The sequence below is a fragment of the Vibrio tasmaniensis genome (assembly GCF_024347635.1).
Lineage (GTDB): Bacteria > Pseudomonadota > Gammaproteobacteria > Enterobacterales > Vibrionaceae > Vibrio > Vibrio tasmaniensis.
On the sequence record NZ_AP025510.1, the window covers coordinates 2,378,941 to 2,390,780 of the forward strand.

Here is an 11,840-nt window from a genome sequence, read left to right on the forward strand (position 1 = left end):
CTATTCAGCGCTCAACAATTAATGACTAGACGTTTTATTTAAACAAGGAATTCAAGGATGACAGACAGCCCAACTTTGGCTCTGGCAAAAGACCTAATCAGCCGTCAATCGGTAACACCAGAAGATGCAGGCTGCCAAGACCTGATGATTGAACGCTTAAAAGCGCTAGGTTTTGAAATCGAAGTGATGGTATTTGAAGATACGACTAACTTCTGGGCTCGCCGCGGTACCGGAGCCCCCCTATTTGCTTTTGCAGGTCACACTGATGTTGTACCTGCAGGCCCAATTGAGCAGTGGAACACTAAGCCATTCGAACCGACTATCGTAGATGGTTTCCTACACGGTCGCGGCGCGGCAGATATGAAAGGTTCTCTGGCTTCAATGATCGTTGCGGTAGAACAATTCATCGCTAAGCACCCTGATCACACAGGCTCAATCGGTTTCCTTATCACATCAGATGAAGAAGGTCCTTTCATCAACGGTACGGTACGTGTTGTTGAAGCGCTAATGGCTCGTGGCGAGAACATCGACATGTGTATTGTTGGCGAACCATCAAGTACTGAGTACGTTGGTGATGTCGTGAAGAACGGCCGTCGTGGTTCTATCACTGGCGACCTAACGATTAAAGGTACACAAGGTCATGTAGCCTACCCTCACCTTGCGAACAACCCGGTACACAGCTCTCTACTTGCGATCAATGAATTGGCTACGACCGAGTGGGATAAAGGTAATGACTACTTCCCACCAACCAGCTTCCAGATCCCAAATGTGAGTGCGGGCACGGGCGCATCAAACGTCATTCCTGGTGAATTTAATGTTCAGTTTAATCTTCGCTTTAGCACAGAGTTAAACAACGACATCATCGTTGAACGAATCACGAATACACTCAACAAATACGATTTCGAATACGATTTGAAATGGACATTCAATGGCGACCCGTTCTTAACCGACGCAGGCTCGTTGCTTGATGCTATTGTCGATGCAGTAGGTCACGTGAATGATGTTAAGCCGGCACTGCTTACCACAGGTGGTACTTCTGACGGACGCTTTATTGCGCGCATGAAAGGACAAGTGGTCGAACTAGGCCCTGTTAATGCAACCATTCACAAGGTTAACGAGTGCGTGAAAGTGGCTGATTTAGAGAAACTAACTGACATGTACGAAAGAACACTAGTGAACCTGTTCGCTAAATAGCTCTTTCATCAGCGATTGATAGTATCTAATTATTGAGAGACGCCTTATGACACCAGAGCAGCTTACCGGACAATCAGATTCTCATCTGGAACCTAGCCTGATTGGCACCAAGACCTTCTTGGTCCACAGTGACGTCAAAGATGATCTGAACAACTTGATTGAAGCTGCTCAACTCGCTGGTTTTAAAATGGAGATTGCCAGTGGCTTTCGCGACTATGAAAGGCAATCTCTGATTTGGAACCGCAAGTTTTCTGGTCAAGCACCTATATTAGATTCCGAAAGCCAACCACTGGATGCTTCAACACTCAGTGAACATCAAAAGTTGTCGGCGATCCTAAGATGGTCTGCGCTTCCCGGAGCGAGTCGTCACCATTGGGGTTGTGACTTTGATGTCTTTGCTCGTAATCACTTACCTGAAGGCGCGCAGCTACAACTGGAACCATGGGAATACCTTACTGGCCACCAGCAAGCGTTTTACCAATGGCTTGTTGCCAATGCATCTCAATATGGGTTCTTCTTTCCTTACAGCCAAGACCTCGGCGGTGTGGCGATAGAACCTTGGCATATTAGCCACCGTAAAGTTTCACAGTTGTGTTTATCACAGTTATCTCCCACTTTACTTGGCAAGCAACTCCAATCTAAGCCAATATTAGGGTATGAGATAATTATGGAGCAGCTAGACGAGATCTATGCGCGCTTCGTGGCGAATATCAGTCATTAGGAGCGCTTATGTTGGAGTGGCTTACAAACCCTTGGGTTATCATCATCATCGTGGTTAGCGTTGTGGTGGGTAATATTGCTGCGCTTAAACAGACCGCCAATATGGATCTGACAGGTCGTAACAAAACAGAGAAAGACTTAGACAAGCTCAATCAATTGGATAAACAGAACCAAGAGAAAGCTCAAGAAGATAAGTCCACAGAGAGCAAAGACACTTAACCTAATGCCTTTGATGCGCTCGCTCCAACAAGTCAGTTGTGTTGTTATCCCTTGTTAGCAAATAAACAACACAAATAGACAACAGATAGATAAAACGCTGACAAACAGACATAAAAAAGAGGACACAGTGTGTCCTCTTGTTATTTGTCAAAATCAGCTCAGGGCTTATTCAGCTTTTGCTTCTTTCTTATCTTTGGTTTGATCAGCAACGTGTGCCAATACCGGAACCATTGACTTCAGTAGCTCTTCTTCTACTGGCTTACCTGATGCATCCGTTACGTTAATCGACGTACGGTTACCAAGATCACCAAACAAGAAGGTGTAAGTACCTGGCGCTAAGTCAATAGGCTGTAGGCCAATCTCTTCCCAGAATTCATCATCTGGCGCTGCATACTTAGCTTTCACTGTACCTTGAGACTGATTACGCTCTTCAAGTTCGAAACCCATCGTCGGTAGTAAGGTAGGTAGTCGTTGCCACAATACGTTGTAAGGCGTACGCGCGATAATCACAGGGAAACCACTACGGTCAGTTCCCATTGAGATAGGAATACGTTTCACCAACTCTTGCGCTTTCACTGCAGCTTCAGCACGAAGATCTGCATCGTATCTCGCCATCACTAGGTTCGTTAAGAACGCGTTGTAACGCTCTTTATTGGTTGCCGATACTGGCTTCTCTTCTGAGCCTTCACGCCAATCTATCAAATTAATCTTGAAACCATAGCGGTTGTTCGCTTGGAAACGAGAGATAGAATAACGACTGCCAATCTCGACTTCTTCATCTTCAGAAACCCAAGTAACCCAATCAGTCTCAATGTCATTTTCTGACTGTTCACGAATGCTGATATTACGTTGGGTCAGCATATCTAAAGCCGTTTGCCACACTCGATCAGCCTCTTCAGCACGAAGGAGCCATAACGTCACTTCACCATTTTGACGCTCAGTACGAGCACCTGGGATCAGTTCAAGAACCTGTTGAGGAGGACGAATATCCACTTGACGACCGGTACCACCACTGAATTCACCGCTTGGGATATCAAAGTTTGGGTAAAACTGAGGCTGAGCATCTTCAGGCAATTGCCATTGTGAAAACTCAGGTGTTTCTAAGTATTCAAAATCATCTTTGGCTTGGCGACGTTGAGTCGGGCTGCCAGAACATGCTGTAAGAACGAAAACAGCCAGTGAACCGATCACTAGCTGGTGAGAATACTTCATTTATACTCCTAAATGCCGAAGGTTCGCTTCGGCATTGCTTTATACGTTTTTAGTAAATGCACGCTTCAGTCATTGCTTGAGCAACAACAGGTTGAGCTGGTTTTGACAGTTCAGTCAGTGGTAGACGTAAGCCACCTTCAGCAATCAGACCCATTTTGTGAACCGCCCATTTTACGGGAATAGGGTTAGACTCAACGAACAAATTCTTATGTAGAGGCATCAAACGCTCATTGATCGCTTCTGCTTCTTCAAACTTGCCTTCTTTTGCTAGCTTGAACATAGTCGCCATATCAGCGGCTGCAACATTGTTCGTTACAGAGATCACGCCATCGCCACCACGCTTAACAAATTCAAGACCGGTTAAGTCATCACCACTTAGTAAGATAAAGTCTTCGCCACAAAGTTCACGGTGAATTGCAATTCTTTCGAGATCACCCGTCGCATCTTTCAGTGCAACGATGTTTTCGATCTCGGCAAGGCGAGCAACCGTTTCTGGTAATAAGTCTACCGCAGTGCGACCAGGTACATTGTAAAGGATCTGTGGAACGTCACTGACTTCAGCAATTGCTTTGTAATGTTGGTACAAACCTTCTTGAGTCGGTTTGTTGTAGTAAGGCGTTACACTCAGGCAACCCGCAATACCAGAACCATTGAGCAAACGGCTGAATAGTACAGACTCGTGAGTTGCGTTTGCACCCGTACCAGCGATAACAGGAATACGGCCATCAGCAAATTCAACGACCTTATTGACGACTTTGACATGCTCTTCAATAGTGAGTGTTGAAGACTCACCTGTTGTGCCAACCGCAACCAGACCATCACTACCTGCTGCAACATGGTGATCAACTAACTTTTTAAGGCTGTCGAAATCCACTTCACCATCTGTATTAAATGGTGTAACTAGCGCAACGATACTTCCTGAAAACATGTCTATCTCCCTTAATTTATTCTTTTTGCATGTTACTGTAAGCCAATCAATAAACACAAGACATTAAAGTGGCTTACCAGCAACATCTGCAGTAAATATTGTCGTATGTTTGAGGTAAAACAGCTTATAACGGCGTTCGACCTAGAATTTGGGTAACCTACACTCAATCTAGCGAATAGCTCGGCACACGATGTCAGTAACAAGTAAGCAATGCTCTCACACCACTCTTTGAATTTTGAACACTCTAAATATTCCTATTACTTGTTACATATTAGAAGCAAAGTGCCTCTAAAAGCCCCAAGCACACACTTATTCCTCTAGCTAACTGTGCTAACATGCATGAATCAATGGAATATAAGAGACGTGATTTTATGACTCAACATCTAGTAATCACAGCTGTGGGCACAGATCGCCCAGGTGTATGCAACCAAGTGGTTCATTTAGTCACCCAATCAGGCTGTAACATTATTGATAGCCGTATCGCTCAATTTGGCGAAGAATTTACGCTTATCATGCTACTGTCTGGAAAGGCAAACAACATCACCCGCGTTGAAACCACCCTGCCCTTGCTTGGACAAGAGCACGACTTGATTACGATTATGAAGCGAACCTCAACTCATGATGTTATTGAGAACTCTTACACAGTAGAGGTGTTCGTTGAGTCAGACGATAAAATCGGCCTTACCGAGCAGTTTACCCAGTTCTTCGCAGACCGAAACATCGGCCTCGATTCGTTAAGTGCACGAACCATCAATAAATCTAAAGTTCAGCTCGACAACGACCAATTCCATATCTCTATTACCGCTTCTGTGCAATCAGAATGTAATTTGATGCAGCTACAAGAAGAATTCGACGCGCTGTGTCAGAGCCTATCCGTACAAGGCTCGCTCAACTTTATCAAAAACAGTTTTTAAAAAGGAAATATCATGAATACGCTAACGGCTGGTGTTCCAGCACCTGCTTTTTCTCTTCCAGATCAAGATGGCAATATCGTATCTCTTGGTGACTTCAAAGGTAAAAAAGTCCTTTTCTATTTTTACCCAAAAGCAATGACTCCAGGTTGTATTGTGCAAGCTGAAGGCCTGCGTGATATCAAAGCACAGCTTGATGACCTGAATGTGGTTGTTCTAGGTGTGAGTGTTGACCCAGTAAAACGCCTACCAAATTTCGTTGCGAAGAAATCTCTTAACTTCACACTGTTATCAGATGAAGACCACAGCGTTGCTGAACAGTTTGGTGTTTGGGGCGAGAAGAAATTTATGGGTAAAGTGTACGACGGTCTGCACCGTATTAGCTTCCTAATTGATGAAGAAGGTCAGATTGAACACGTCTTCAACAAATTCAAAACCAAGACTCACCACGAAGTGGTTTTAGATTACTTCAACCCAGAAGCTTAATGTCGATTTTAGTGAGTTGATTCTCTAAATTCACACCTAGCGAATCTAAATACACTACTAAGCCAAATGCAAAAAGGCCGAATATCATGGATATTCGGCCTTTCTAGTACTTACTCAACTGTATTGCTCTTCAATTACGATTGATGTTCAGGATCATCGTCGAGAGCATGACTCGGTAAGGCATTCCAAACCGCTTTCACCAACGTAGCAAGCGGGATAGCAAAGAACACGCCCCAGAACCCCCACAGTCCGCCAAACACCAAGACCGCTACAATAATCGCTACTGGGTGTAGGTTTACCGCTTCCGAGAAAAGAACCGGTACCAGCACGTTACCATCTAACGCTTGGATAATACCGTAAGCAAGAAGCAACCAATAAAACTGAGGTTCTAAGCCCCACTGGAACAGGCCAACAATCGCGACTGGAACGGTCACAGCCGCCGCACCGATGTAAGGAATCAATACCGAGAAACCAACCGCGACAGCCAGCAGTGCTGAATAACGTAAATCCAGAATCGCAAAAGTTACGTAGCTCACACCACCAACAATCAGGATTTCGAGCACCTTACCGCGAATGTAGTTTGAGATTTGTTGGTTCATTTCAACCCAAACCTTGGTCGCTAGACGACGGTTCTTAGGCAGAACACCACTTGCCATTCTGATCATCTCTTCTTTGTCTTTCAAAAGGAAGAAGATCAGCAGCGGTACAAGAATCAGGTAAACCGCAAGCGTCGCCAAACTAACAAGAGACGCTAAAGAGCCTTTCACAACGCTTTCGCCAAAGCCTAATGCTTTATTCTTCGCATTCGACATGACGGATTCAACAATCTGTAAGTTAGCTAATTCTGGGTAACGGTCGGGAATGGTCGCAATAAACTTTTGCAAGCTTCCGTACATGCTCGGGATATCATTAATGAGATTCCCCACTTGCTCCCAAATCGTTGGTACTAGACCAAACAACGCCAATAGCATCACGCTGAAGAACATCATGATCACCAACATCACCGAGGGCGTTCTTGGAACACCGAGTCTTTGAAGTTGAGTAACCGGCCACTCAAGCAGGTAAGCCAACACAATAGCCACCAAAAGTGGAGCAATAAGGTGACCAAAGAAGTAGATCGTAATAAAGCCAAAGAGAATGATGGCAACCAAGCTGACAGCATGGGGATCAGAGAAACGTCGTTTATACCAACGATTGACCATTTCAAGCATCTGACTGCAATTCCTTTTTAGTGACGAGGAGATGATAGTAATTAGAGCAAACCTCAGTGATGACGTCATAGGCTTGCAGAGACAAAAAAGTAACAATATCTTTCATCGAGCTATTATCAGAGACATAAATTGACAATGATTGCCCTACTTCTAACTTTACACTGTGACGCTTGGCTAATAATAGTGCCATTGGACAGCGCTCTTGGCTTAAATCTAGAATATTAGGTGTCATTCTTGAGCTCGATGCTTATTATAAGGGTCGTATTGTAATCTGTTTTTAAAAACGCGCCATCATTCATTCACCTTCCTTCATGATAGCGCACGTACTCGGCAAAGGTTACATCAGATAAAGAACCAATTTGCATTGCACTTGTCTTACTGTCAGAAGAAACGGAGTATTACTGACTAATATGTTTAAACGCGCTCGCTCAATTGCTTGCTTATGCATCGCAGCTACATTAAGCACCCCAACGTTGGCAAATACCAATGGTTTGGAGCTACCCGATATCGGCACCGCTGCTGGCGGCACACTCACTATCGATCAAGAACTTATCTATGGTGATGCCTACATGCGCATCATCAGAAGCAGCCAGCCTATCGTAAACGACCCTGTTCTAAACCAGTATATTGATACGCTTGGTCATCGCCTTGTCGCTAACGCAAATGATGTAAAGACACCTTTCCAGTTTTTTATGATCCGCGACCGCAACATCAACGCCTTCGCTTTCTTTGGTGGCTATGTTGCTTTGCACTCAGGCTTGTTCCTGCATGCACAATCTGAAAGTGAATTGGCTTCTGTATTAGCGCACGAAATCGCGCACGTTACCCAACGTCACTTAGCCCGTAGCATGGAAGATCAAGCTCGCCGCTCTCCTGCAACCATCGCAGCACTAGCCGCTTCTGTATTATTAGCGATTGCAGCACCAGAAGCCGGTATCGCAGCCATCACTGCAACAACTGCTGGTAACATGCAAAGCCAAATAAACTACACCCGTAGTAATGAAAAAGAAGCCGACCGCTTTGGCATCAACACGCTTGCAAAAGCAGGGTTCGATGTAAACGCTATGCCACGTTTCTTTGGCCGCTTAGCTGATGAATACCGCTATGCGAGCACACCGCCACCAATGCTATTAACTCACCCGTTGCCTGAAGATCGAATCACAGACTCACGCGCTCGTGCTCGTAGCTATACACCACTAAAGCTGGCTCCATCACTGGATTACCATTTAGCTAGAGCCCGGATTGTTGCACGCTATGCGGGTATTAATAACGATGCAGCTCTTGATTGGTTTGAGCGCAAGCTGAAGAAAGCCCCCAAAGCCTTGGTTCCATCATTAGAATATGGGCAAGCACTGGTTTACCTAGATTCAAAAAAACTGGATAAAGCAGAACCGATTCTGACCAAACTGATGAATAGCGATCCAACCAACTTGTTTTATCTGGATGCTATTTCAGATCTGCACATTGAACAGAAAAAGCCTGAGATTGCGATTAAAGAATTGAAGTCAGCACTTGAGCGTCAACCAAACAACTCAGTTCTAACCATTAACTACGCCAATGCACTGATTGAAAATGAAGACCTACAGGAAGCAGTCCGCGTATTGCAACGTTACACGCACGATAACCCGAACGACACCAATGGGTGGTACCTGCTTTCAAAGGCAAATACAAACCTTGGTAACAGCGACGAAGAACTGGCTGCTAGGGCAGAAATTTTGGCACTGCAAGCCAACTGGAACAAAGCGATTCAGTACTACACGCAGGCAAGCCAAATCGCGGAACTAGGCAGCCTAAAACAAGCACGTTATGACGCTCGAATCGACCAACTAATGATACAGCGCGAACGCTTCTTATCGTTGCAATAAGTATATTGACTGGCAGCGAAGTTCATTGCCAAAATACAAAGAAAGCTCAACGTTACACAATAAGAAGCCACTCAGTTGGCTTCGACTGAACGATTAAATCAAAAATAATAATGAGGAAGAACCATGTCTGTCGTGATTTATCATAACCCACGCTGCTCAAAGAGCCGTCAAACTCTCGAACTGCTTGAAGCAAACGGCGTACAACCAGAGGTGATCAAATACCTAGATACGCCTTTGACTGTTGAACAGCTGAAAGTGCTTTTCACTCAGCTTGGTTTTGAGAGTGTTCGCGAGATGATGCGTACCAAAGAAGCGGATTACAAAGAAGCAAATCTTGGCGATGCATCAGTGACTGATGAAGATCTTTTCACTGCGATGGCAACGAATCCAAAACTGTTTGAACGCCCAGTGGTAGTTGCGAACAACAAAGCAAAAATTGGTCGTCCACCAGAACAAGTACTAGAGATTCTGTAATTCAATATGAGCATCAACATTCTTGTTCTCTACTATAGTCGACACGGCAACACCCAAGCATTAGCAAGGCAGATTGCGCGAGGGGTGGAGTCCATCCCGAACTGCGAAGCCATGCTAAGAACAGTGAACGACGTGTACACGATAGAAGAGCAGCCTGATTCGCGCTATCAACCAGCTGACCCTATTGCGACCTTACAAGAGCTCCGTTCTTGCGATGGTTTAACACTAGGTAGCCCAGTATGGTTTGGTAACATGGCTGGGCCTATGAAGCACTTTTGGGACAGCACGACATCACTGTGGATTAATGGCGATCTGATCGATAAGCCAGCTTGTGTCTTTACCTCTTCTTCATCATTGCATGGCGGACAAGAGACCACACAGCAAAGCATGATGTTACCCCTGCTTCATCACGGCATGTTAGTCGTGGGCATCCCCTACTCAGAGCCTGCACTGCACACAACTCAAACCGGTGGCACACCTTACGGTGCAAGCAGTACCGGAGAAAGCGCTTCGCTTAGCAAAGAAGAGATGGAGTTAGCGCAAAATCTAGGTAAACGCCTAGCGCGCATCGCGTTAAACCAGAAGGGAATTTCTCAATGATGTATATGCCAGATAAGGCTATGTCTCCCAAAACCAAGCTATTTCGCTACCTTGCTTTAGCGGGCAACTTGTCGCTTTTATTCTGGGTCGTTGCTTGGCAAATGACACTTTCACCACACCCGCATCTAAGCAATGTAACACTGGCGATTGCTTGGGCTATACCGCTGTTACTACCATTACCGGGAATTTTGGCAGGTAAGCCTTATACGCATGCTTGGGCGAACTTTGTTTTAATGCTCTACTTCCTACACGCGTTAACTATTATGTATGTAGACGGTGGAGAGCGCTTGTTAGCCGCTGTAGAACTGCTTTTGACGACTCTAGGCTTCGCAGGCAATATATTATTTACCCGTTTTAGAGCCAAAGAGTTAGGCATCAAGTTGAAGCGCCTTTCCGAAGTAGAAAAGAAAGAGAAAGCTAAATTCGAGCAATAATATTGATTCGATGTTTTTAAACTGAAAGGCTTTTAAACTGACCGCTTATAAACAAAAAACCCTGCGAGACTTATCTTGCAGGGGTTTTTTCATGATTTCATATCGATCTGTCTGTCATGTCGGTAGACGATTACGAGCGAACCCATTCGTATACTAAGCTTGGCTTAGCGTGTACTGGTGCTGTGACTGGTAGCGCTTCCTCATCAGATTCACCTAGCGTCACCTCTGCTGTATTTGTTAGCTCAGCATCTGTAGATAACTCACTGCCTTTAATCACTTGAACGCTTGGCGTAGTTTCATTGCCCATCGCATCAGTAACAACAGCAGAATCATCGCCTACAGACATAATGTTATCTTGCGCTTCAAATTCTGGGCTCACTTCAGGTTCGATATAAGACTCTTCAACCTTCGCGACTTGGCGAATGCTTTCAACTTCTTGTTCAAACTCTTGTTGGGTCGATAACAAATGAATTCGGAACGTCACTTCATTGTTTTGAATTTGTAGAATATCTAAGCTTGCCACCGAGTTTAGACGCTTCAGTGCATTCTCCAATTGGAAGAAGTCTTGAGCATTATTCAAACTGATAAACTGAGTTAAAATCGACTCTGATGATTCACTTGCTACAACAACAGCACTTTTGCCTGCGTAGTAGTTACTGATTTGATCAACCAATTTCTTAGAAGTCGTCGCACTGTTACCCGATACCGAACCACTTACCGGTGATGTTGGTGCGCTCGTCAGTTGGTTTGGTTTTTGATCATACAAAGTCCAGCGTAATCCAGAAGACTGTGCCTTAATCACCAAAACAGCATCAACAGGGTAACGTTGACTCGCGTTGCTAATCGGTGTGACAAAGCTGCCCCACAAATCCGAGGTAGCCACTCCCGTAACATCGTCAAAATCACCAACAGGAAACATCAAAGGCAAACCGCGCTCTTTCGCATTGGTTTGTAAACCTGCCGCTAATTGTGAGTTGGAGTGTTCCCACACAATATTCTTGTCGTAGTTCTGCTCTTCCACCAGCCAAACAAGGATATTTGAGCGAGTATCAGGCCAATACGGTAATTGTGCTTGAGTCAGTAGTGAACGGATTTGGGCACCGTTAAAACGCATGCGCAATGTTGATTGGTCATTGCTTTCGCCAAAACTCATTTGAGACATGTACTGCGCACTCTTACGCATCGCCTTTTGAATCGTCTCATTCGAAGCTACATCCGTTTGGCCCGTCGCACGTATCAATACCTGCTCCATGCCAGTATTTCTTGCCACTTGTTCTGGTTGTTTGTCTTCAGCGTTAATCGCAACTTCAGCACTAAAGATATCTACTTGAGTTAGGGCATAACTCGGAGAGGCTAATAGTCCCATCAACAACAATGCTATGTAGCGCATATTGATCCTAATATTCAAAGCTTGTGCCTTGATGATAAGCAACTATGGATTGAGGGGCAAGGTCGTTAGCACCCACTGTGTTTAATAACCACAAAATATCACCTGACCATGATAAATCGTTCACTTGTAAACTGAATTTTTCTTATTTTGATAGAGATAAACATAACTAATATAAATAAATTTGATCTATCTGACA

At 44.7% G+C, this 11,840-nt stretch carries 14 protein-coding genes; 9 read left to right on the forward strand and 5 right to left on the reverse strand.

The genetic code is table 11. The features are described from left to right. The first annotated feature begins 57 nt into the window (after positions 1-57). From dapE to OCV44_RS10680, 3 genes are read left to right on the forward strand one after another with little or no spacing between them, the layout of a single operon-like run. Positions 58-1,194 carry a succinyl-diaminopimelate desuccinylase gene (dapE, locus tag OCV44_RS10670; protein ID WP_139685955.1) on the forward strand — a complete coding sequence of 379 codons (1,137 nt, stop codon included), beginning with the start codon at positions 58-60 and terminating at the stop codon, positions 1,192-1,194. A 46-nt stretch (positions 1,195-1,240) separates the two neighbouring features. Further along, entirely contained in the window at positions 1,241-1,915 is a 675-nt protein-coding gene (locus OCV44_RS10675) for a M15 family metallopeptidase (RefSeq protein WP_139685956.1), read from the forward strand. Positions 1,916-1,923: 8 nt separating this feature from the next. Beyond that, positions 1,924-2,133, forward strand: a complete 210-nt coding sequence (locus tag OCV44_RS10680) for a DUF2897 family protein (RefSeq protein ID WP_139685957.1) — start codon at positions 1,924-1,926, stop codon at positions 2,131-2,133. 165 nt (positions 2,134-2,298) lie between these two features. Here OCV44_RS10680 and bamC read toward each other — a convergent pair whose 3' ends face one another. Together bamC and dapA are read right to left on the reverse strand one after the other, a co-directional pair. After that, the gene (gene bamC, locus OCV44_RS10685) at positions 2,299-3,345 is read right to left on the reverse strand and encodes an outer membrane protein assembly factor BamC (RefSeq protein ID WP_139685958.1); all 1,047 of its coding nucleotides are present in this window, start codon (positions 3,343-3,345) and stop codon (positions 2,299-2,301) included. A 49-nt stretch (positions 3,346-3,394) separates the two neighbouring features. Then, positions 3,395-4,273 carry a 4-hydroxy-tetrahydrodipicolinate synthase gene (dapA, locus tag OCV44_RS10690; RefSeq protein WP_009847376.1) on the reverse strand — a complete coding sequence of 293 codons (879 nt, stop codon included), beginning with the start codon at positions 4,271-4,273 and terminating at the stop codon, positions 3,395-3,397. A 371-nt stretch (positions 4,274-4,644) separates the two neighbouring features. On the opposite strand from dapA, the gene OCV44_RS10695 reads away from it, so the two are divergent. Continuing rightward, a complete protein-coding gene (locus OCV44_RS10695) occupies positions 4,645-5,187 on the forward strand; it encodes a glycine cleavage system protein R (RefSeq protein WP_009847377.1) in 543 nt (180 codons plus the stop codon). Positions 5,188-5,199: 12 nt separating this feature from the next. Beyond that, on the forward strand, positions 5,200-5,670 hold the full coding sequence (gene bcp / locus OCV44_RS10700) for a thioredoxin-dependent thiol peroxidase (protein WP_009847378.1): 471 nt from the start codon (positions 5,200-5,202) through the stop codon (positions 5,668-5,670). Between the two features lie 134 nt (positions 5,671-5,804). Here the strand turns inward: bcp and OCV44_RS10705 are convergent, their stop codons facing one another. After that, complete coding sequence (locus OCV44_RS10705; RefSeq protein WP_139685959.1) at positions 5,805-6,881, reverse strand: AI-2E family transporter; 1,077 nt, start codon at positions 6,879-6,881, stop codon at positions 5,805-5,807. Beyond that, the gene (locus OCV44_RS10710) at positions 6,874-7,113 is read right to left on the reverse strand and encodes a sulfurtransferase TusA family protein (protein WP_139685960.1); all 240 of its coding nucleotides are present in this window, start codon (positions 7,111-7,113) and stop codon (positions 6,874-6,876) included. Before OCV44_RS10710 ends, OCV44_RS10705 begins: the two co-directional genes overlap by 8 nt. Before the next feature lie 178 nt (positions 7,114-7,291). Between OCV44_RS10710 and bepA the strand changes: the two genes are divergently transcribed. The 4 genes from bepA (at position 7,292) to OCV44_RS10730 (ending at position 10,254) form a co-directional block, all read left to right on the forward strand. Then, positions 7,292-8,746 (forward strand): beta-barrel assembly-enhancing protease, encoded by a 1,455-nt coding sequence (gene bepA, locus OCV44_RS10715; protein ID WP_139685961.1) that lies wholly within the window; start codon positions 7,292-7,294, stop codon positions 8,744-8,746. Between the two features lie 123 nt (positions 8,747-8,869). Then, positions 8,870-9,220 (forward strand): arsenate reductase (glutaredoxin), encoded by a 351-nt coding sequence (gene arsC, locus OCV44_RS10720; RefSeq protein WP_139685962.1) that lies wholly within the window; start codon positions 8,870-8,872, stop codon positions 9,218-9,220. A 6-nt stretch (positions 9,221-9,226) separates the two neighbouring features. Beyond that, complete coding sequence (gene wrbA, locus OCV44_RS10725; RefSeq protein ID WP_139685963.1) at positions 9,227-9,820, forward strand: NAD(P)H:quinone oxidoreductase; 594 nt, start codon at positions 9,227-9,229, stop codon at positions 9,818-9,820. Then, positions 9,817-10,254, forward strand: coding sequence for a DUF2069 domain-containing protein (locus OCV44_RS10730; RefSeq protein ID WP_086049894.1), 438 nt, complete (start codon positions 9,817-9,819; stop codon positions 10,252-10,254). Before wrbA ends, OCV44_RS10730 begins: the two co-directional genes overlap by 4 nt. A 130-nt stretch (positions 10,255-10,384) precedes the next feature. Here OCV44_RS10730 and OCV44_RS10735 read toward each other — a convergent pair whose 3' ends face one another. Continuing rightward, positions 10,385-11,644, reverse strand: a complete 1,260-nt coding sequence (locus OCV44_RS10735; RefSeq protein ID WP_139685964.1) for a DUF2066 domain-containing protein — start codon at positions 11,642-11,644, stop codon at positions 10,385-10,387. Positions 11,645-11,840 lie beyond the last annotated feature (196 nt).

Excerpts from the sequence above, each read along its gene's own strand:
- dapA (WP_009847376.1), bottom strand. The coding sequence starts at position 4,273 with ATGTTTTCAGGAAGTATCGTTGCGCTAGTTACACCATTTAATACAGAT.
- wrbA (WP_139685963.1), top strand. The coding sequence starts at position 9,227 with ATGAGCATCAACATTCTTGTTCTCTACTATAGTCGACACGGCAACACC.
- OCV44_RS10735 (WP_139685964.1), bottom strand. The coding sequence starts at position 11,644 with ATGCGCTACATAGCATTGTTGTTGATGGGACTATTAGCCTCTCCGAGT.
- dapE (WP_139685955.1), top strand. The coding sequence starts at position 58 with ATGACAGACAGCCCAACTTTGGCTCTGGCAAAAGACCTAATCAGCCGT.
- OCV44_RS10705 (WP_139685959.1), bottom strand. The coding sequence starts at position 6,881 with ATGCTTGAAATGGTCAATCGTTGGTATAAACGACGTTTCTCTGATCCC.
- bepA (WP_139685961.1), top strand. The coding sequence starts at position 7,292 with ATGTTTAAACGCGCTCGCTCAATTGCTTGCTTATGCATCGCAGCTACA.
- arsC (WP_139685962.1), top strand. The coding sequence starts at position 8,870 with ATGTCTGTCGTGATTTATCATAACCCACGCTGCTCAAAGAGCCGTCAA.
- OCV44_RS10675 (WP_139685956.1), top strand. The coding sequence starts at position 1,241 with ATGACACCAGAGCAGCTTACCGGACAATCAGATTCTCATCTGGAACCT.
- bamC (WP_139685958.1), bottom strand. The coding sequence starts at position 3,345 with ATGAAGTATTCTCACCAGCTAGTGATCGGTTCACTGGCTGTTTTCGTT.
- OCV44_RS10695 (WP_009847377.1), top strand. The coding sequence starts at position 4,645 with ATGACTCAACATCTAGTAATCACAGCTGTGGGCACAGATCGCCCAGGT.
- OCV44_RS10710 (WP_139685960.1), bottom strand. The coding sequence starts at position 7,113 with ATGACACCTAATATTCTAGATTTAAGCCAAGAGCGCTGTCCAATGGCA.
- bcp (WP_009847378.1), top strand. The coding sequence starts at position 5,200 with ATGAATACGCTAACGGCTGGTGTTCCAGCACCTGCTTTTTCTCTTCCA.
- OCV44_RS10730 (WP_086049894.1), top strand. The coding sequence starts at position 9,817 with ATGATGTATATGCCAGATAAGGCTATGTCTCCCAAAACCAAGCTATTT.
- OCV44_RS10680 (WP_139685957.1), top strand. The coding sequence starts at position 1,924 with ATGTTGGAGTGGCTTACAAACCCTTGGGTTATCATCATCATCGTGGTT.